At 74.5% G+C, this 18,968-nt stretch carries 15 protein-coding genes; 9 read left to right on the forward strand and 6 right to left on the reverse strand.

Translation table 11 applies throughout. The features are described from left to right. Together AB0E83_RS22365 and AB0E83_RS22370 are read right to left on the reverse strand one after the other, a co-directional pair. Nucleotides 1-1,777 (reverse strand): ABC transporter permease (locus AB0E83_RS22365; protein WP_362114513.1); only part of this gene is annotated, 1,777 nt, incomplete at its 3' end. Continuing rightward, nucleotides 1,765-2,187, reverse strand: a complete 423-nt coding sequence (locus AB0E83_RS22370) for a hypothetical protein (protein ID WP_362114516.1) — start codon at nt 2,185-2,187, stop codon at nt 1,765-1,767. The genes AB0E83_RS22370 and AB0E83_RS22365, both read right to left, overlap by 13 nt. A gap of 130 nt (nt 2,188-2,317) precedes the next feature. Here AB0E83_RS22370 and AB0E83_RS22375 point away from each other — a divergent pair, with 130 nt between their 5' ends. The 3 genes from AB0E83_RS22375 (at nt 2,318) to AB0E83_RS22385 (ending at nt 5,472) form a co-directional block, all read left to right on the forward strand. Next, entirely contained in the window at nt 2,318-2,833 is a 516-nt protein-coding gene (locus AB0E83_RS22375) for a hypothetical protein (RefSeq protein ID WP_362114519.1), read from the forward strand. Next, nucleotides 2,811-4,124: an ABC transporter substrate-binding protein gene (locus AB0E83_RS22380; protein ID WP_362114522.1), complete on the forward strand. Its 1,314-nt coding sequence runs from the start codon at nt 2,811-2,813 to the stop codon at nt 4,122-4,124. The genes AB0E83_RS22375 and AB0E83_RS22380 overlap by 23 nt, the downstream gene beginning before the upstream one ends. Nucleotides 4,125-4,188: 64 nt before the next feature. Beyond that, entirely contained in the window at nt 4,189-5,472 is a 1,284-nt protein-coding gene (locus AB0E83_RS22385) for a glycosyltransferase family 4 protein (RefSeq protein ID WP_362114525.1), read from the forward strand. A 22-nt stretch (nt 5,473-5,494) separates the two neighbouring features. Here AB0E83_RS22385 and ctaD read toward each other — a convergent pair whose 3' ends face one another. Further along, nucleotides 5,495-7,207 carry a cytochrome c oxidase subunit I gene (gene ctaD / locus AB0E83_RS22390; protein WP_362114528.1) on the reverse strand — a complete coding sequence of 571 codons (1,713 nt, stop codon included), beginning with the start codon at nt 7,205-7,207 and terminating at the stop codon, nt 5,495-5,497. A gap of 295 nt (nt 7,208-7,502) precedes the next feature. Between ctaD and AB0E83_RS22395 the strand changes: the two genes are divergently transcribed. Next, nucleotides 7,503-7,718: an I78 family peptidase inhibitor gene (locus AB0E83_RS22395; protein WP_362114531.1), complete on the forward strand. Its 216-nt coding sequence runs from the start codon at nt 7,503-7,505 to the stop codon at nt 7,716-7,718. 68 nt (nt 7,719-7,786) lie between these two features. On the opposite strand, the gene AB0E83_RS22400 is transcribed toward AB0E83_RS22395, so the two are convergent. After that, the gene (locus AB0E83_RS22400; protein WP_362114534.1) at nt 7,787-8,683 is read right to left on the reverse strand and encodes a phosphatase PAP2 family protein; all 897 of its coding nucleotides are present in this window, start codon (nt 8,681-8,683) and stop codon (nt 7,787-7,789) included. Between the two features lie 409 nt (nt 8,684-9,092). Here AB0E83_RS22400 and AB0E83_RS22405 point away from each other — a divergent pair, with 409 nt between their 5' ends. Next, complete coding sequence (locus AB0E83_RS22405; protein ID WP_362114537.1) at nt 9,093-10,901, forward strand: MFS transporter; 1,809 nt, start codon at nt 9,093-9,095, stop codon at nt 10,899-10,901. Nucleotides 10,902-11,068: 167 nt separating this feature from the next. Here AB0E83_RS22405 and sepF read toward each other — a convergent pair whose 3' ends face one another. Beyond that, nucleotides 11,069-11,503 carry a cell division protein SepF gene (gene sepF, locus AB0E83_RS22410; RefSeq protein WP_362114540.1) on the reverse strand — a complete coding sequence of 145 codons (435 nt, stop codon included), beginning with the start codon at nt 11,501-11,503 and terminating at the stop codon, nt 11,069-11,071. A gap of 358 nt (nt 11,504-11,861) precedes the next feature. On the opposite strand from sepF, the gene AB0E83_RS22415 reads away from it, so the two are divergent. The 4 genes from AB0E83_RS22415 to adhE all read left to right on the forward strand — a co-directional run bounded on the left by AB0E83_RS22415 (nt 11,862) and on the right by adhE (nt 17,813). After that, entirely contained in the window at nt 11,862-13,109 is a 1,248-nt protein-coding gene (locus tag AB0E83_RS22415; RefSeq protein ID WP_362114543.1) for a DUF5685 family protein, read from the forward strand. A gap of 57 nt (nt 13,110-13,166) precedes the next feature. Continuing rightward, nucleotides 13,167-13,982, forward strand: coding sequence for a DUF1684 domain-containing protein (locus tag AB0E83_RS22420; protein WP_362114546.1), 816 nt, complete (start codon nt 13,167-13,169; stop codon nt 13,980-13,982). A gap of 191 nt (nt 13,983-14,173) precedes the next feature. Then, the gene (locus tag AB0E83_RS22425) at nt 14,174-15,040 is read left to right on the forward strand and encodes a S1 family peptidase (protein ID WP_362114549.1); all 867 of its coding nucleotides are present in this window, start codon (nt 14,174-14,176) and stop codon (nt 15,038-15,040) included. A 178-nt stretch (nt 15,041-15,218) separates the two neighbouring features. Beyond that, nucleotides 15,219-17,813, forward strand: a complete 2,595-nt coding sequence (gene adhE, locus AB0E83_RS22430) for a bifunctional acetaldehyde-CoA/alcohol dehydrogenase (protein WP_362114552.1) — start codon at nt 15,219-15,221, stop codon at nt 17,811-17,813. A 61-nt stretch (nt 17,814-17,874) separates the two neighbouring features. On the opposite strand, the gene AB0E83_RS22435 is transcribed toward adhE, so the two are convergent. Next, nucleotides 17,875-18,912 (reverse strand): DUF3533 domain-containing protein, encoded by a 1,038-nt coding sequence (locus AB0E83_RS22435; RefSeq protein WP_362114554.1) that lies wholly within the window; start codon nt 18,910-18,912, stop codon nt 17,875-17,877. Nucleotides 18,913-18,968: the final 56 nt, after the last annotated feature.

Here is an 18,968-nt window from a genome sequence, read left to right on the forward strand (position 1 = left end):
GCGGCCGGCCGGTCCGGGCCGCGGGCCCGAGCAGGGAGGCCAGGGGCGGGAGGGGGGCCCGGGTGGCCAGGACGCCCAGGACCACCGCCGCCGCGCCGGCCGGGCCCGCCGTGTCCAGGGCCAGCAGGAGGGGGGCCGCCAGGAGCGGGGTGAGGAGGCGGTCCGCGCCGAGGGTCACCACCGCGGCGAACCAGAGGAGGCCGCGGACGGGATCGAAGGCGGCCGGGTCGAAGGCCCGCACGCCCATCGTGAGCAGGCCGCCGCCGAGGCCCGCCAGGGCCGCGCCCAGGGCGAAGGCCAGCAGCTTGTGGGCGGTCGCCCCGACGCCGGCCGCCTCCGCGCCCTCCTCGTGGTCGCGGAGCGCGGCCAGCGCGCGGCCGGTGCGGCCCCGGCGCAGGGCCGCGACCAGGAGCAGCGAGCCGGCGAGCAGGGCCAGCTCCAGGAGGTAGTAGGCGCGGTCGCCGGCGAAACCCGCCGGGCGGTCCGGCGGCGGCAGGCCCGCCGTCGCGTACGGCTGGGCGAGGACGAAACGGCTCACCGCCACGCCCACCGCGAGTGTCGCGAGGGCCAGGGCGAGCCCGTGGCGGCGGATCGCCGGCCCGGCGGTCAGCGGGCCCGCCGCGCCGGTCAGCACCGCCGCCAGCGCCAGCGCCAGGAGCTCCGGCAGGCCGGCCGCCGCGAACAGGACCGTGAAGAGGGCGCCGAGGCCCGCGTACGCCGCCTGGCCCAGCGCGATCTGGCCCGCCCGGCCGGTCACCACGACCAGCGACAGCAGGATCACCGCCAGCGCCGGGACCTGCACCGCCGTGCCCGGGCCGGGGCCGGCGAGGGCGAGCGGGAGGAGTAGGCACAGCGCGGCGAACGGCCACACGGCCGGCGGCGTGCGGCCCCCGCGGGGCGCCGGCGGCAGCGCGTCGCGGCCCTTGCCGCCGATGCCCGGCAGGACCAGGGCCGCGACCAGCAGCGCCACCACGAACAGGTTCGCCCCCACCGCCCGCACCAGCGGCTCCGCCCAGCCCTCCGGGTGGAAGCGGGTCAGCTGGGCCTGGGCCGCCCCGATGAGCAGCGCCGCGCCGATCGCCACCGGCAGCGACCGCATCCGGGCGATCACCGCGACCGCCATCACCTCCACCACCAGCAGCGGCAGCCCGTACGGGTCGAGCCGGACGTACGGGGCGAGCAGCACGCCCGTCAGCCCGGCCGTGAACGCGCCGAACGCCCAGCCCGCCGCCGCGATCCGGTCCGCGTCCACCCCGGAGAGGACCGCGAGCGGCCGGTTGTCGACCACCGCCCGCAGCTCCCGGCCGAAGCGGGTCCGGCGGGTCACCGCCGCCACCGCGCAGGCCACCGCCGCCACCACCGCGAGCTGCGCCCACGGCTCGTCGCCGAGCAGCACCGGCGCGTCGTCGCGCGCCCCGCCGCCCCACAGCAGCACCGCCGCGCCGACCAGGAGGACGAAGACGCCGGTGGAGGCGACCAGGGTGCGGGCCGGGTCCGCGCCGGAGCGGGCCAGCGGGCGGAAGACGGCCCGGTCGAGGAGGAGCCCGATCGCCGGCGCCACCAGCAGCAGCGTGACCAGGGCGGCCGGCCACAGCGGCCACCCCCACGCGACCGCCAGCTGGCGGAGCACGTACGCGCAGACCATGGCGACCGCGCCGTGCGCCAGGTTCAGCACCCCCGTCGCGCGGTAGGTGACGATCAGGCCGATGCCGGTGAGCGCCGCCGCGCCGCCGACCGCGAGGCCGGCCAGCGTCAGCTCGTACGTCAGCGGGGCCACGGCTCACACACCGGGCAGGGCGCGAGCTCCGCGTCCCCGGCCGCCGGCACCGCGTCCGGACGGCCGGCGACCAGCGGGCAGTCCGGACGGTGCGCCAGCGTCCCGCCGGGGACGCGCAGCGGCGGGCCTCCGGAGGAGGGCGGGGGAGGGCCGCCCGCCCCGTCCTCCCCGGCCGCGTCCGCTTCCGGGGGCTCCTCCGGGGCCGGGGGGCCGGCGCGCGCGGCCGCCGCGACCAGCACCGCGCCCGCCACGATCAGCGCCGCTCCCGGCGCCGTGCACGAGGCCAGGTAGGGAAGCTGGCGCTCGGCGAACCGCTCGCCCGAGATCCCGTACCAGCCGAGGACGCACAGCACCGCGCCCCCGGCGGCCGCCAGCAGGCCGCCCCACAGCAGGAACCGCGCCGTCGGCACGAGGGCCTCCCTCGCCACACTCCCGGCCCTTTCCTCGACTATGCCCCGTATCCTTGCGATTCGCCCCGTATCGTCCGACCCTGGAACCGTCGGGCCGCCCGGCCCGCACGGACCTGCGGTGGTGAGCCAGATGGTTCTCGGACGACGGACGGCCGCCCTCGCGGCCGCCGCGGCACTCCTCCTGACCCCGGCCCTCGCGGCCTGCTCGGACGACGAGCCCGCGACCGGCGACCAGGTCACCTCCGTTCCCCCGCCCGGCATGACGGCCCGGCCCCCGGCCGCCGAGGCGCCGGAGGACCCGGCCGCCGCCCGGGCGGAGATCACCCGGAACTGGCAGGCCTTCTTCGACGCCGGCACTCCGGCCGCCGAGCGGGTGAAGCTGCTGGAGAACGGCGAGAAGATGCGGGCCGTCCTCACCGCCTTCGCGAACAACCCCCAGGCCGCGGCGAGCACGGCCGAGGTCACCGGGATCGAGTTCACCTCCGCGAGCGGCGCCGACGTCACCTACGACCTGAAGGTCGGCGGCAACCCGGTGCTGCCCGACTCCCGGGGCACCTCGGTGCTCCAGGACGACACCTGGAAGGTCTCCGCGAAGACGCTGTGCGGCCTGGTGAAGCTCAGCGGTGTCACCGTCGAAGGCTGCTGAGGCGGCCGCGGCGCGGCTCCCGGCCCTGCTGCTCGCCCTCCTCCTCGCCCTCCTCGCGGGATGCGGCAGCCGGCTCCCGGAGCGCGCCTTCGAGACGCGGCCCACCGCCCACCCCTCCGGCGGTGAGCCGCTCCGCGTCGGCATCATCACCAGCGCCACCAGCCCCGTCGGCGGCCGGGCCCTCACCGGCCCGCGCGACGGCGCCCTCGCCTTCTTCGACGCCCTGAACGCCGCCGGCGGCCTCGACGGGCGCCGGATCCAGGTCGAGACCTGCGACGACGGCGGCAGCGGCGTCGGCAACACCGCCTGCGTCCGCCGGCTCCTCGACGAGCGGAAGGTCTTCGCCCTGGTCGCCACCACCGCCCTCGACTACGCGGGCGCCCCGCTCGTCTCCCGGGCCGGCGTGCCCGACATCGGCGGCCAGCCCCTCACCCCCGCCTACGAGACCTACCCCCACCTCTACTCCCTCTACGGCAGCTCCGCCCCGCGCACCGGCGCCTCGCCCGGCTGGGACGGCACCCTGTACGGCGGGACCGAGGTCTACCGCTGGTTCAAGCGCGAGCTGGGGGCCAGGACCGCCGCCGTCGTCTCCTACGACCAGCCCGCCTCCGCCGCCTACGCCCGGCTCGTCGAACGGGGGCTGCGCGCCGAGGGCTACCGGGTCGTGACCGAACGGGTCGCCTTCGTCCTGCCCGACTTCCGGTCGGTCGCCGCCGATCTGCGCGAGCGCCGCGTCGACCTCCTCTTCGACGCGCTGGACACGCACGGCAACACCCGGCTGTGCGAGGCGATGGAGGACCTCGGCGTCCGCGTCGCCGCCAAGGTGACGAACGTGCAGAACTGGTCCTCCGCCGTGGCCCGCGACCACGCCCGCGCGCCGGGCTGCCGCGCCTCCCTCTGGGTGACCGGGTCGAGCCGCAACTTCGAGGACACCGGCCACCCCGAGGTCCGCGCCTTCCGGGCCGCCCTCGGGGACCGGGCCGCCTCCCAGTGGCAGCTGGAGGGGTGGGCGGCGGCCCGCTGGTTCACCGACGCGGCCCGCTCCTGCCTCGCCCGCCCCGACCGGGGCGGACTCACCCGGGCGTGTGTCGAGGCGTACCTCGACCGCCCGGAGCCGTACACCGCCCGGGGGCTGCTGCTCCCGGTCCGCTTCGAGCACCTGGACCGGCCGCCCGCCACCCGCGAGACCTGCCTCTCCGTGGCCCGCTGGCGCGACGGACGGGGCTGGGTGAGCCAGGGCGAGATGACGCGGAACTGCGCGGTCGTCCCCCAGCTCGGTTACCGGCCGTGAGGAAGGACCCCGCCGGAGCAGTACAGTCGCCCCGACCGACCAACTGACCAGGGGGAACCGGCAGATGCGCATCTCGTTCCTGCTCCACAACGGCTACCACTACGGCGGCACCATCCGGACCACCTTCACCCTCGCCGAGGAACTGGCCCGGCGCCACGAGGTGGAGATCGTCTCGGTCTTCCGCCACCGCGACCGGCCCCGCCTCGGCCTCCCCTCCGGGGTGACCCTCCGTCACCTCGTCGACCTGCGGGAGGACGGACCGGGGTACGACGGCGACCACCCCGACTTCCACCGCCCCGCCCGGGTCTTCCCGCGCGGCGACGGGCGCTGGAAGCAGTACAGCGCGCTGACCGACGCGCGGATCGGGGAGCACCTGCGCGGGGTGCGGGCCGACGTCCTCGTCGCCACCCGGCCGGGGCTCAACGTCCAGCTGGCCCGGCAGGCCGTGCCCGGGCCCGTCCTCGTCGCCCAGGAGCACCTCATCCTCGACGGGCACAGCTACCGGCTGCGCCGGGACATCGCCCACGAGTACGCGCTGCTCGACCTCGTCACCACCGTCACCGAGGCCGACGCCCGCGCCTACCGGCGGCTCGGCCTGCCCGCCGCGGTCCGCGTCGAGGCCGTCCCCAACGGCGTGCCCGCGCCGTCCGTGCCGCCCGCCGACCCGTCCGCCCGGGTGATCGTCGCGGCCGGCCGGCTCACCCGGGTCAAGCGGTACGACGTCCTCGTCGACGCCTTCGCCGAACTGGCCGGCGACCACCCGGACTGGACCCTGCGGATCTACGGCAGCGGGGACGCCGCGCAGGACCTGCGGGGCGCGCTGGCCCGGCAGATCGAGGCCCGGGGCCTCGGCGGGCGGGTCCGGCTGATGGGCCAGGTCCAGCCGATGGAGCCGGAGTGGGCCAAGGGCTCCATCGCGGCGATGACCTCCGAGCGGGAGGCCTTCGGGATGACCGTCGTGGAGGCGATGCGGTGCGGGCTGCCGGTGGTCGCCGCGGACTGCCCGCACGGGCCGCGCGAGATCGTCGAGAACGGGGTGGACGGGCGGCTGGTGCCCGTCGGCGACCCCGGCGCGGTCGCCCGGGCGCTCGGCGAGCTGATGGCCGACGAGGAACTGCGGGCGAAGACGGGCCGGGCGGCCCTCGCGGCGGCGGAACGCTTCGATCCGGCGCGGATCGCCGCCCGCCACGAGGAGCTGTGGACCGAGCTCCTCGACCGCGGGCCGGCCCGCCGCGCCCACCCCTCCGGCGCCGCCGCCCGCCACGCCTGGACGGGCCGCGCCGTCGACGCCGCCTACACCGCCAAGGCCGCCGCGGGCCGCACCCTCCGCCGCCTGGGGCTGCGCTGACGGGATGTCACGGCCGGCGGGCTCAGCGGTCCGCCGGCCCCGGCCCCCGGCCGGACGGGCGCCGCTCCGGCGGCGGGGGCGCGAGCCGCGCCCGCTCGCGGACGGCGAACTCCGGGTGGTGCAGGTCGAAGGCGGGGGACTCGGAGCGGATCCGGGGCACCGCCGTGAAGTTGTGCCGGGGCGGCGGGCAGGAGGTGGCCCACTCCAGCGACCGCCCGAAGCCCCACGGGTCGTCCACCTCGACCTCCGGCGCGTACCGCTGGGTGCGCCACACGTTGTACAGGAACGGCAGGGTGGAGACCCCGAGCAGGAAGGCCCCGATCGTCGAGAGGGTGTTGAGCACGGTGAAGCCGTCCGCGGCCAGGTAGTCGGCGTACCGCCGGGGCATCCCCTCCGCGCCCAGCCAGTGCTGGACGAGGAAGGTGAGGTGGAAGCCGGTGAAGAGGGTCCAGAAGTGGATCTTCCCGAGCCGTTCGTCGAGCAGCTTGCCGGTGAACTTCGGCCACCAGAAGTGGAAGCCGGCGAAGGTGGCGAAGACGACGGTGCCGAAGACCGTGTAGTGGAAGTGGGCGACGACGAAGTACGAGTCGGTGACGTGGAAGTCCATCGGCGGCGAGGCCAGGATCACCCCGGTCAGACCGCCGAAGAGGAAGGACACCAGGAAGCCGGTCGCCCACAGCATCGGGGTCTCGAAGGAGAGCGAGCCCCGCAGCATGGTCCCCGTCCAGTTGAAGAACTTCACCCCGGTCGGCACCGCGATGAGGAAGGAGAGGAAGGAGAAGAACGGCAGCAGCACCGCCCCGGTCGCGAACATGTGGTGCGCCCAGACCACCACCGACAGGCCGGTGATCGTCATGGTGGCGGCGACCAGGCTCGCGTACCCGAAGATCGGCTTCCGGGCGAAGACCGGGAGGATCTCGCTGACGATGCCGAAGAACGGCAGGGCGATGATGTAGACCTCGGGGTGGCCGAAGAACCAGAAGAGGTGCTGCCAGAGCAGCGCCCCGCCGTTGCCGGGGGCGAAGACCAGCGCCCCGAACCGCCGGTCGGCCTCCAGGGCGAGCAGCGCCGCCGCGAGGACGGGGAAGGCGATGAGCACCAGGATCGCGGTGAAGAGCACGTTCCAGGTGAAGATCGGCATCCGGAACATGGTCATGCCGGGGGCCCGCATCCCGATGATGGTGGCGAGGAAGTTCACCGAGGTGAGGATCGTGCCGAAGCCGGAGAGCGCGAGCCCCATGATCCACAGGTCGGCGCCGATGCCGGGGGAGCGCTCGGCGCTGTTCAGCGGGGCGTAGGCGGTCCAGCCGAAGTCGGGCGGTCCGCTCGGGGTGAGGAAGGAGCCGAGCACCATCAGCCCGCCGAGCAGGAACAGCCAGTACGAGAACATGTTCAGGCGCGGGAAGGCGACGTCGGGCGAGCCGATCTGGAGCGGCACCAGCTCGTTGGCGAAGCCGGCGAAGGTCGGGGTGGCGAAGAGCAGCAGCATGATCGTGCCGTGCTGGGTGAAGGCCTGGTTGAACTGCTCGTTCGAGAGGAACTGGAGCCCCGGCCGGGCCAGCTCCGCCCGCATCGCCATCGCCAGCAGGCCGGCGAGGAGGAAGAAGACGAACGAGGTCGCCAGGTAGAGGTGACCGATCTTCTTGTGGTCGGTGGTGGTGAGCCAGTCGATCAGGATCCGGCCGTGCCGCTCCCGTCCCGATTCCGCCGTCGTGGCCGCCGCCTCGGTGCTCATCGGTGCCTCCGCCCCGTGTTCCGGTTCTCCGGCGTCCGGACAGCGTAAGCATGGTGTGAGGGAAGGGTGAGGGAGCCGCGCGCGGACTCCCGTACATTTCGCCGATCGGCCCCCTCCGGCCGGAATTGCGCGGGCCGGCGACGGCTTCCCGAACGGTTCGTGCGAACCTCCGGGCGCCTTTTCGAATTACCGGAGAAACGGCCGGAAACGGCCGTTCCGGCGCGGGCGCCGCCGTCCGGACGGCTGTCGGGAAGTTGTGACGCAAGCGTGACCGGCGGGGGACTAACGTGAACCCATGGCACCCATCCCGCGCATCCCCGAACCGCCCAGAGACGCGCCCGAGTCCTATGTGGGCCTCGACGCGGACGGCGCCGCCCGGCTCGCCCGGACCCGCGGCTGGCGCGTCGTCAGAGCCCTCCCGCCCGGCACGGTCGTGACCATGGAGTACGTCGCCGGGCGGCTCAACTTCGAGGTCGAGGACGACACCGTCACCCGCTGCTGGGTCGGCTGACGCCACCCGCGCGGAAGGGCCCCGGCCGGTGCGGCCGGGGCCCTTCCCGTACGGACGGGGGTGCCGGGTCAGGCGGTGAGGCGGTCCGACGACGGTCTGCTCCGGGCCGGCCGGGCGTGGCCCGCCGCCCCCACGGCCTCCCGCGAGGGCTCCTCCCGGTCCACCGGGGCCGGGAAGAGACGGGGGCCGCCGGAGGCCACCGGCAGCGACGGCACCAGCCGGCGCCGGGCCCGCAGCCGCTCCCTGATCCGGTCCCGCCGGTCCAGGACCCAGGCCTCCACGACGGCGATGACCGGCTCGCACCAGGGCAGCGCCAGCAGGATCAGCAGGCCGGCGGCCCAGCCGAGCAGCACGTCGCTCAGCCAGTGCGTCCCGAGGTAGACCGTGGTGAGGCCGACGCCGAGCGCGACCACGGCGGAGAGCGCCGACAGATAGCGCCGGGCCCGCGGGGTGGTGGCGAGGTAGGCCAGGATGCCCCAGGTCACCACCGCGTTCGCGGTGTGACCGGAGGGGAATATGTCGCCGCCCGCGAACAGCTCGGCCGAGCCGACCTGGGTCGCGTAGTGGGGGCCGAGCCGGCCGAGTCCGAGCTTCACCGCGCCGACGGTGACGTTGAGGAGCAGCAGCGCCGCGCCGAGCGAGAGGAGCGGCCGCAGGGTGTGCTGGCGCCAGGAGCGCCAGCCCAGCCAGGCCGCCACCATCACCGCCGTCGGACCGCGCTGGCCGAGGACGACGTAGTAGTCCAGGAAGGCGTGCAGCTCCGGCCACTGCTGGTAGGGCCGGAAGAGCATGATCTTCCAGTCGAGGGTCACCAGCCAGGTGGACAGCAGTACCGCCACCACGACGGCGAAGTAGAACGCCGACGTCCCGCCGAAGAGGGCGAGACGCGTCCGGGTCATCCGCGGGACCTCTATCTTCGGCGGGACCGGCTCCCGGTCCAGCCGGGCAAAGATGTCGGTACGCACCCAATCGACGTTACAGGGGGTGAGGAGACGACCCGGGCGATCCACTCCCTTCGTGATGACGATGTGATGTGGAGCGGGTCTCGGAGGTCCGCCTTTTCCGGACTCCCGTCGGAAAATCCGATGACCTTCAGCCCTATTGCCGCCGGGGGTGATTCCGGAAGCCTGTTTGTGTGGCACGGAATTACTTCAAACACCCGTCCGTGCGGAATTCCATGCGACGCGCGGGCCGGACCGAGTGGCGTACGCCACACCGGCAGCTCCGCCGGGGTGAGAGGTGCACCACCCTCCCGGGGCCCGTCCTCGCGTACGCTGACGGCTCACTCGCCCCTCCTCGCCGTGTCGCCGCACGCACATCAGCCCAGGTCGGCGGCGCCTGCCGAGAGCGAGAGCGTCACTTGGAGGTACGTACATGTCGCGGACGATCACGGCCCGAACAGGACGGCGCGCCGACGGCGACGCGAACCGCTGGGCCGTCCTGGTCGTCCTCTGCGTCAGCCTCCTGCTGGTCGCCCTCGACGCGACCATCCTCCACGTCGCCGTCCCCTCGCTCACCGAGAACCTGCGCCCCGGCGCCACCGAGCTGCTCTGGATCGTCGACGCCTACCCGCTGGTCTGCGCCTCGCTGCTGATCCTCTTCGGCACCCTCGGCGACCGGATCGGCCGGCGCCGGGTGCTCCTCCTCGGCTACGGCCTCTTCGGCGCCGCCTCGGCCCTGGCCGCCCTCGCCACCGAGCCCTGGGTCCTCATCGCGGCCCGCGCCCTGCTCGGCGTCGGCGGCGCCATGATCATGCCGGCGACCCTCTCCATCATCCGGACCGTCTTCCCCGACCGGCGCGAGCGCGCCACCGCCATCGGCGTCTGGACGGCGGTCGCCGCGATCGGCGCCGCCGCCGGCCCGGTGCTCGGCGGCTTCCTCGTCGAGCACTACTGGTGGGGCTCCGTCTTCCTCATCAACATCCCGCTGATGGCGCTGATCCTGCCGCTCGCCCGCCGGCTGCTGCCCGAGTCCCGGGGCGCCGCCGAAGGGCCCTGGGACGTCCTCGGCGCGCTGATGGCCGCGGCCGGCGTCCTCGGCTGCGTCCTCGGCGTGAAGCGCGCCGGCGCCGGCGAACCGCTGCTCTCCGCGCTCACCGCGGGTCCGCTGCTCGCCGGGGCGCTGCTGCTCGTCCTCTTCGTCCGGCGCCAGCGGCGCAGGCCGCACCCGCTCATCGACACCCGGCTCTTCTCCCGGCCCGCCTTCACCACCTCCGTCGGCTGCATCGTCCTCGCCATGCTGGCCCTCGTCGGCCTGGAGCTGATCGCCGTCCAGTACCTCCAGCTGGTCCTCGGGCTCACCCCCCTGGAGACCGGGCTGCGGCTCCTCCCGCTCACCTTCGCCGCCATGGCGGCCGGCGCCACCGGTTCGTACACCCTGCGCCGGCTCGGCCCCCGGCGGATGGTCGGCTGGGGCTTCCTGCTCACCGCCGGGGCGGTGCTGCTGCTCACCCTCATGGGCCAGCACGACCGGCCGCTGCTGCTCACCACGGGCTTCGTGCTGCTCGGCTTCGGCCTCCAGACGACCCTCTTCTCGGCGTACGAGTCGATGCTGAGCGAGGCGCCGCCGCGGAGCGCCGGCGGGGCGGCGGCGATCGGCGAGACCTCGTACCAGCTCGGCGCGGGCATGGGCATCGCCCTGCTCGGCAGCGTCATGAACGCGGCGTACGCCCCCGGCCTCGCGGACGTCCCCGGGGTGCCGGCGGCGGCGGGCGCCGCCGCCGCGAACTCGCTCGGCGAGGCCTACCAGGTCGCCGAGCGGCTCGGCGGCGCGGCCGGCGAGGCCCTGCACACGGCCGCGCGCCACTCCTTCGTCGACGGGCTGCACCTCACGCTCCTCGTGAGCGCGGGCCTGCTCCTCGCCGGTGCCGTGATGGCGCTCCGGCTGCCCCGGGTGATGGAGTGCCCGGTGGACGTCGAGGCGGCCGTGGAGGAGGCGGAGGCGGCGGCACGGGCGGACGCGGCGGCCCTGCGGGCCGGGAGCGCGCCCGCGCCGGCCGCCCAGGCCGCGCCGGCGGGGCCGGGCGCGGAGCGGGACGGAGCCGCCGGCACGGCCCTGGTGCCCGGACAGCCGGCCGCCTCGCCGGGCGACCAGGGGGCGGCCGCCGCGCCCTGTCCGCCCCGTCCGCAGCCGGAGGCCGGCCCGGCGGGGACGATGAGCGGCGCGGCCGGCCGGACCCGCTGAGCGGAGCGGGGTCCGGCCCCGGACGTGCGGCCGGCCCGGCCCGCGGGGCGGGTCCGGGCCGGGGAGGGCGTCGGGCGGACCGGGTGCGGTCCGCGGGTGGTGCGGCGTGCCGTGGTGCTGCGGTGCCGTGCGGTCGGTGTCGGCTCCGGCGGACGTCGGTTCCGGCGTCAGCTCTGGTTGAAGAAACCGTCCTGCTTGCGGCGGCCGGACTCGCCGCTGACGATCTCCGTGTCCGCCGGGGTGAGCAGGAAGACCCGGGTCGCGACGCGCTCGATCGAGCCGCGCAGTCCGAAGGCGAGGCCGGCGGCGAAGTCGACGACCCGCTTGGCGTCGTTCGGCTCCATGGCGGTCAGGTTCACGATCACCGGGACACCGGCCCGGAAGAGCTCGCCGATGCCCCGGGCGTCCCGGAAGCCGTCGGGCGAGACGGTGGCGATGCGGCGGCCCCGCTCCTCGGCGGTGTCCGAGGCGACCCGGACCCGGGGGTCCGTCACCCAGGCGTCGCCGCTCTCGGCACCGTCGGCGTACTCGTCGTCGTAGTAACGCTCGTCGTTGTCCTCGACGAGTCCCAGCCAGGCACTCGCCTTGCGCACCGATCCCATGGACGCCTCCTTTCACGCGGTCACTGCGGTCACTTGTGGTTCCGCATATCCCTATCGTCGTCCATGATGCGGATCGCGCGCCAAGTGGATAGGCGCCGCGCAGGGGATTCGTGACGGTACTGGTGCAGAACGTGAGGACCGTTTTCTGGCGATTCGTCAGGAAACGTGGGGTATGGGGAGCCTGACGGAGGGCCATGTTGCTGAAAATATGAAAGTCGGTCCAGAAGGGTGAGCTCGGGCGCGTACGGGTGAACACGCCCCTCGCTACGATGCCGCGAGGCCGCCCGGCGGCTCCTCGGGACACCGCAGGAGAGCCGCCGCGCGGCACGCTCTCGCACCGCATCACGGGGGAATGGACATGTTCGGAATCGTCAGGCCCTGCACGCACCGGCTCACCGACCGCCTCAAGACCGAGTGGATGGCCCACCTCTGCGGCCTGTGTCTGGCGCTGCGCGCCGACCACGGCCAGTTCGCCCGGGTCGTCACCAACTACGACGGGCTCATCGTCTCGGTCCTGACGGAGGCTCAGACCGGCGTCACCGACGCCGGCCGCCGCACCGCGGGCCCCTGCCCGCTGCGCGCCATGCGCACCGCGCCCGTCGCCCGCGGCGAGGGCGCCCGGCTCGCCGCCGCGGTCTCGCTCGTCCTCGCCTCGGCCAAGGTCCGCGACCACGTCGCCGACCGGGACGGCCTGCTCGCCCGCCGGCCGGTCGCCGCCGCGGCCCGCCGGGTCGCCCGCTCCTGGGACAGGGCCGGTGCCCGCGCGGGCCACGCGGTCGGCTTCGACACCGCCGTCCTCGTCGACGCCGTCGACCGCCAGACCGGGATCGAGTCCCTCGCCGGCCCCGGCACCCCGCTGCTCGTCGTCACCGAACCCACCGAGACCGCCACCGCCGCCGCCTTCGCCCACACCGCGCTCCTCGCCGGCCGGCCCGGGAACGCCGAACCGCTCGCCGAGGCGGGCCGGCTCTTCGGCCGCCTCGCCCACCTCCTCGACGCCGTCGAGGACCAGGCCGCCGACGCGGAGGCCGGCGCCTGGAACCCGCTCACCGCCACCGGGACCTCCCGCGAGGAGGCCCGCCGGCTCGCCGACGACGCCCTGCACGGCATCCGACTCGCCCTCAAGGACGCCGAGTTCACCGACGGCAAGCTCGTCCACCAGCTGCTCGCCCACGAGCTGCGCGTCTCGGTGGACCGCGCCTTCGGCACCACCACCTGCTCGCACGGGGCGCCCGGCGCGGGGCAGGGGCCGGTGCCGGGGAACCCGTACGGAGGCGGCGCCCCCGGCCCGTACGGCCCGCAGAACCCCTACGGCGGGAACCCGTACGGCGGCGGGAACCCGTACGGCGGCGGGGCCGGGGGCGGCGGCCCCATGGGACCCGGCGGGCCGCCGCCGCAGTTCGGCGGCGGCGCGCCCCAGTCCCCCAAGCCGCGCGGCTTCCTCGCCGGTTGCGCCATGTTCACCTGGCTCTTCTGCACCTGCCAGATCTGCTGCGCCAAGGAGTACGAGGGCCCCTGGTCCCGCAAGAAGCGCGAGGGCTGCTGCCGGGACTGCGACTGCGGCGACTGCGGCTGCGACTGCTGCTGTCCCTGCGACGGCTGCTGACACACCGTCGGGAGCGCGCACCGGGCTTCCGGCGCCGGTGTGGAAGGGTGGGACACCATGAGCGACACCCATGACAGCCACGCCGGCGCCCCGGACCCCCGCGCGGAGTGGCGGCACTGGCACGAGCGGCGCGAGGCGGCGGTGGCCTCCTCGTACGGCCCGCTCTCCCTCACCGGCACCCACTGGCTCGCGGACTTCCCCGACGGCCGGCTGCCGGACCTGCCGGGGGAGTGGCGGGAGGACGGCGACGAGGTGGTCCTGACGGCGGACGCCGGGGACGGGATCGCCGTCGACGGCGCGCCCTTCTCCGGCACCGTCCGGCTCGCCGCCGACCACGGGCCGATCCACGAGTCCCGGGTCGAGTCGGCGGGCCGCCGGATCGTGGTGATGCGCCGCGAAGGACTGTGGGCGGTACGGGACTTCGACCCCGGCTCGGCGGCGCGGCGCGCCTTCCGGGGCATCGAGGCCACGCCGTACGACCCGCGCTGGGTGGTGCCGGGCGTCTACCGGCCGTACGAGGAGGCGCTCAGCGTCCGGGTGGAGAACGCGGACGGCAAGGAGCGCGGGCTCGGGCTCTCCGGCGAGGTGGTCTTCGAGCTCGACGGGCGGGTGCACGCGCTCAAGGCGGCGGTGGAGGCGGACGGTTCGCTGTGGGCGGTCTTCGCGGACGCCACCAGCGGGCGGTCCACCTTCCGCTTCCGCTTCCTGCGTCCGGCGGCGCCGGCGGAGGACGGCTCGGTGACGGTGGACCTCAACCGGGCGCTGCTGCCGCCCTGCGCCTTCGTGGACCACTTCATCTGCCCCTTCCCGCCGCCGGGCAACACCCTCGACCTCGCCGTGGAGGCGGGGGAGCGGCGGGTGCTGACGGCCTGACCTCCCGCCTTCCGGAATCCGGACGAGGGGTGCCCCCGGTGGTACGCCGGGGGCACCGGTGCGTGCGGCGGTCTTGTGCCCCGGGCCGGGAGGCGGCACCATCGCTGGCGGTGGATGTCAGGGACACGTCACCTGATGGCGCCTCACGGGCCTCTCACCCCCCGGGCCCCCTCCGCTTTTCCCAGAAGGATGTGAGGAGCACAGTGAGGATCAAGCGCACCCGACTGCTCGCCGTCGCCGCCGGACTCGCGGCCGTCACCGCCCTCGGGCTCCCCGGAGCCCAGGCCGCGCCCGCCCCCGGCCCGGCCGGGGCGGCACAGCTCGCCCGCGCCGAGAGCGCGGTCGACGCCGCCGGGGTCGGCGGCACCGCCTGGTACGTCGACAAGGCCGCCGGCCGGGTCGTCGTCACCGTCGACTCGACCGTCACCGACGCGGGACTCGCGAAGATCCGGTCGGCGGCGGGCGCCGACGCGGGGGCCCTGCGCGTCGAGCGCACCCCCGGTGTCCTCAAGCCCCTCCTCGGCGCGGGCGACGCCATCTACGGCAACGGCTACCGCTGCTCGCTCGGCTTCAACGTGCGCAGCGGCAGCACCTACTACTTCCTCACCGCCGGCCACTGCGGCAACGTGGTGAACACCTGGTACGCCAACTCCGCCCAGTCCACCCTGATCGGCGCCACCGTCGGCTCCAGCTTCCCGGGCAACGACTACGCCCTGGTCCGCTACGACAACACCTCGCTCGCCCACACGGGCGGCTTCACCCCCGCCGACGCCTACGTCGGCGAGTCCGTCAAGCGGTCCGGCTCCACCACCGGCACCCGCAGCGGCACGGTCACCGGCCTCAACGCCACCGTCCGGTACTCCGGCGGCGGCACGGTGAAGGGCATGATCCAGACCAACGTCTGCGCCGAGCCCGGCGACTCCGGCGGCGCGCTCTACGACGGCACCAAGGCGCTCGGCCTCACCTCCGGCGGCAGCGGCAACTGCTCGACCGGCGGCACCACGTTCTACCAGCCGGTGCCGGAGGCGCTCGCCAAGTACGGGGTCAGCCTCTACTGACCCGCTCGGAGTGCCCCCGGCCGGCGCGGCCGGGGGCATCCCCTTCCAAGATCTTGTGAATCCGTTCACAAAAGGACTTCCGGCCCCCTCCCGAGGGTCTTTCCGCGCCCCTCCTCCCAGGTCGGCGGGTGTCGAATGGAGGGGACGAAGAAACCAGGGACCGCTGAAGGAGGCCGCCATGGAGGCCAAGGAGATGGTGGAAGGACTCGTCGGGAGGGCCCTCGCCGCCCTCGCGGAGTTCGAGCGCCTCGACCAGGAGCGGGTCGACCACATCGTCAAGAAGGCGTCCCTCGCCGCCCTCGCCGCCCACGGCGAACTGGCCCGGCTCGCCGTCGAGGAGACCGGGCGCGGCCTCTTCGAGGACAAGGCGGTCAAGAACCTCTTCGCCTGCGAGCACGTCACGAACTCGATGGCCGGGCTGAGGACCGCCGGGGTGATCCGCCGCGACGAGCTGACCGGCATCACCGAGATCGCCGAACCCGTCGGCGTCGTCTGCGCGATGACCCCGGTCACCAACCCCACCTCGACCACCGTCTTCAAGGCGCTGATCGCGCTCAAGACCCGCAACCCGGTCGTCTTCGCCTTCCACCCCTCCGCGCAGCGGTGCTCCGTCGAGGCCGCCCGGATCGTCCGCGACGCCGCCGTCGCCGCCGGCGCCCCCGCCGACTGCGTCCAGTGGATCGAGGAGCCCTCCATGGAGGCCACCGGTCTCCTCATGAACCACGAGGGCGTCTCCCTCATCCTCGCCACCGGCGGCAACGCGATGGTCCGCGCCGCCTACTCCTGCGGCAAGCCCGCCCTCGGCGTCGGCGCCGGAAACGTCCCCGCCTACGTCGCCAAGGACGCGAAGCTCCGGCGGGCGGTCCACGACATCGTCCTCTCCAAGGCCTTCGACCACGGCATGATCTGCGCCTCCGAACAGGCCGTCATCCTCGACGAGGAGGTGTACGAGGCGGGCATCGCCGAGTTCCGGCGGCTCGGCGCCCACGTCGTCACCGCCGCCGAGAAGGCCAAGCTGGAGGAGTACGTCTTCGGCGTCACCGCCCGCGGCACCGACCGTGCCGGCGCGAAGCTCAACGCGGCCGTCGTCGGCAGGTCCCCGGCGTGGATCGCCGAGCAGGCCGGCTTCGAGGTCCCCGAGGGCACCTCGATCCTCCTCGCCGAGTGCGCCGAGATCGGCGAGGGCGAACCGCTCACCCGCGAGAAGCTCTCCCCGATCCTCGCCGCCCTCAAGGCCGGCTCCACCGAAGAGGGCCTCGAACTGGCCGCCGCCATGGTCGAGTTCCACGGCCTCGGGCACAGCGCCGCGATCCACACCGAGGACGAGGCGCTCGCCGAGGAGTTCGGCCGGCGGGTCAAGGCGGTCCGCGTCATCGTCAACGCCCCCTCCACCTTCGGCGGCATCGGCGACGTCTACAACGCCTTCCTCCCCTCCCTCACCCTCGGCTGCGGCTCCTACGGCCACAACTCGGTCTCGCACAACGTCACCGCGGTCGACCTGGTCAACGTCAAGCGGATCGGACGGCGCACCACCACCATGCAGTGGTACAAGATCCCGCCGAAGATCTACTTCGAGCGCAACGCCCTCCGCTACCTCGGCGAGATGGAGGACGTCCACCGGGTCACGATCGTCACCGACCGCACCATGGGCGAGATCGGCTTCGTCCAGAAGGTCACCGACATCCTGAACGGGCGCGCCGAACCCGTCGCCGTCCAGGTCATCGACGACGTCGAGCCCAACCCCGAGCTCGCCACCGTCCGGGCCGGCGCCGCCGCCATGCGGGACTTCCGGCCGGACACGATCATCGCCCTCGGCGGCGGCTCCCCGATGGACGCGGCGAAGGTCATGTGGCTGATGTACGAGCGGCCCGAGGTCGAGTTCGCGGACACCAAGGAGAAGTTCTTCGACATCCGCAAGCGGGCCTACCGGTTCCCGAAGCTCGGCGAGAAGGCGAAGCTGGTCGCGATCCCGACCACCTCCGGCACCGGCAGCGAGGTCACCCCCTTCGCCGTCATCTCCGACCCCGAGGCCGCCCAGAAGTACCCGCTCGCCGACTATGCGCTCACCCCGGACGTCGCCATCGTCGACCCGGTCCTCCCGCTGCACCTGCCGCCGACCGTCACCGCCGACTCCGGCTTCGACGCCCTGACCCACGCCACCGAGGCGTACGTCTCGGCCTACGCCAACGACTTCACCGACGGGCAGTGCCTCCAGGCCATCCGGCTGATCTTCGAGAACCTGGAGACCTGCGTGACGGAGGGGGCGAGGGCGCCCGAGGCCCGCGAGAAGATGCACAACGCCTCCACCATCGCCGGCATGGCCTTCGCCAACGCCTTCCTCGGCCTCGTCCACGCCATGGCCCACACCCTCGGCAACACCTTCCACGTCGCCCACGGCCGCGCCAACGCGCTGCTCCTGCCGCACGTCATCCGGCACAACGGCACCGTCACCCACAAGGCCGTCCCCTGGCCCAAGGCCGAGACCCACCGGGCCCCGGAGCGCTACCAGGAGATCGCCCGGACGCTCGGCCTGCCGGCCGCGACCCCCGAGGAGGGCGTGGAGTCCTACGCCCGGGCCGTCGAGGAGCTGCGCGAGCGGTGCGGCATCCCGGCCGGCTTCCGGGACGAGGGCGTCGACGAGGCGGCCTTCATGGCGGCCCTGCCGCAGCAGGCGGTGAACGCCTACGCCGACCAGTGCGCCCCGGCCAACCCGCGGATGCCGATGATCGACGAGATGAAGGAGCTGATGGTCCGGGCGTACCACGGCGCGTGACCCCGGACGGACGTGCGAGAGGCCCCCGCCGAGGCGGGGGCCTTTTCGCGTACGGCCGGGGTCAGCGCGTGACCTCGTCCAGCTCGGCGGCGATCGGCTCGCCCTCCGGCTTCCGCCGCAGCGAGGACAGCACCAGCGTCACCGCGGCGCCGACCACCGCCCAGGCGGAGAGCACCAGCATCGAGGCGGTCATGTCGTTGCCCTTGAAGTACGCGATCGAGCGCGCCGCCCAGGTGCCCGCGCCCGGCGGCAGGGCCGGGCCGATCGCCTTCCAGAACGGCGGCAGCATCGGCGCGGGGAAGGCGCCGCCCGCGCTCGGGTTGCCCAGGACGACCACGAGCAGGATCGCCAGGCCGATGCCGACGATCCCGAAGACCGACTGGAGCGCGAGGGTCGCCGCGCCGACCGCGAAGACGACCAGGGTGCCGAGGCCCCACAGGGCGGCGACGGAGCCGGGCAGGGCGCCCAGGACCGGTCCCACGATCACCGCGCCGCCGAGCCCGCCGAGGACCGAGTAGAGGGCGAGGACGCCGAGCCGGATGACCGCCCGCTCGCGGTTGGCCGGGCGGGAGCCGGCGCTGATGGCGAGGATCGCGGCGCAGATGTAGCCGCCGACGCACCAGCCGACCACCAGGTAGAAGGCCGAGAGCCCGTCGAAGTCCCGCGGCGAGGCCGGGGCCACGTCGACCGTCCGCACCTCCCGCCGCTGGGCCTCCTCCACCTGGGTGAAGATCTTCTCCAGGGCGGAGGAGAGGACGGTGCCGCCGCCGGAGGCGACGAGCAGGGTGTCGGTGCGGCCCGCCGGGTTCACGACCAGGGCGCCGTCGATCTCCCGGTTCATGATCTTGTCCCGGGCCTCGTCCGCGTCGGCGACCGTGCGCGGGTCGAGCGGATCGCCGGGCAGCTCCTCCAGCCGCTGCACCAGACCGGTGGCCACCTGCTGGGGCGCGACCACGCCGAAGGGGACGTCCGACGGCTTCGGCTGGTGCAGGGCCCCGACGTACGAGGTGATGAAGAGGAGCTGGAGGGCGAAGACCCCGACGACGAGCAGGGCGGCTCGGGGGGTGACGGCGCTTTTCAGTTCGTCGACGAGACTCATGCCCCCCAGGCTCCGGGGAGGGGGGCGCCCCCGCAGGCGGGAAGGGGCCGAACGGG

This window comes from Streptomyces sp. NPDC035033 (assembly GCF_040636735.1).
GTDB lineage: Bacteria > Actinomycetota > Actinomycetes > Streptomycetales > Streptomycetaceae > Streptomyces.

What these genes read in the sequence shown, in the direction of transcription:
- AB0E83_RS22375 (WP_362114519.1), top strand. Translation starts at nt 2,318, where the DNA reads ATGGTTCTCGGACGACGGACGGCCGCCCTCGCGGCCGCCGCGGCACTC.
- AB0E83_RS22385 (WP_362114525.1), top strand. Translation starts at nt 4,189, where the DNA reads ATGCGCATCTCGTTCCTGCTCCACAACGGCTACCACTACGGCGGCACC.
- ctaD (WP_362114528.1), bottom strand. Translation starts at nt 7,207, where the DNA reads ATGAGCACCGAGGCGGCGGCCACGACGGCGGAATCGGGACGGGAGCGG.
- AB0E83_RS22395 (WP_362114531.1), top strand. Translation starts at nt 7,503, where the DNA reads ATGGCACCCATCCCGCGCATCCCCGAACCGCCCAGAGACGCGCCCGAG.
- AB0E83_RS22405 (WP_362114537.1), top strand. Translation starts at nt 9,093, where the DNA reads ATGTCGCGGACGATCACGGCCCGAACAGGACGGCGCGCCGACGGCGAC.
- sepF (WP_362114540.1), bottom strand. Translation starts at nt 11,503, where the DNA reads ATGGGATCGGTGCGCAAGGCGAGTGCCTGGCTGGGACTCGTCGAGGAC.
- AB0E83_RS22415 (WP_362114543.1), top strand. Translation starts at nt 11,862, where the DNA reads ATGTTCGGAATCGTCAGGCCCTGCACGCACCGGCTCACCGACCGCCTC.
- AB0E83_RS22420 (WP_362114546.1), top strand. Translation starts at nt 13,167, where the DNA reads ATGAGCGACACCCATGACAGCCACGCCGGCGCCCCGGACCCCCGCGCG.
- adhE (WP_362114552.1), top strand. Translation starts at nt 15,219, where the DNA reads ATGGAGGCCAAGGAGATGGTGGAAGGACTCGTCGGGAGGGCCCTCGCC.
- AB0E83_RS22435 (WP_362114554.1), bottom strand. Translation starts at nt 18,912, where the DNA reads ATGAGTCTCGTCGACGAACTGAAAAGCGCCGTCACCCCCCGAGCCGCC.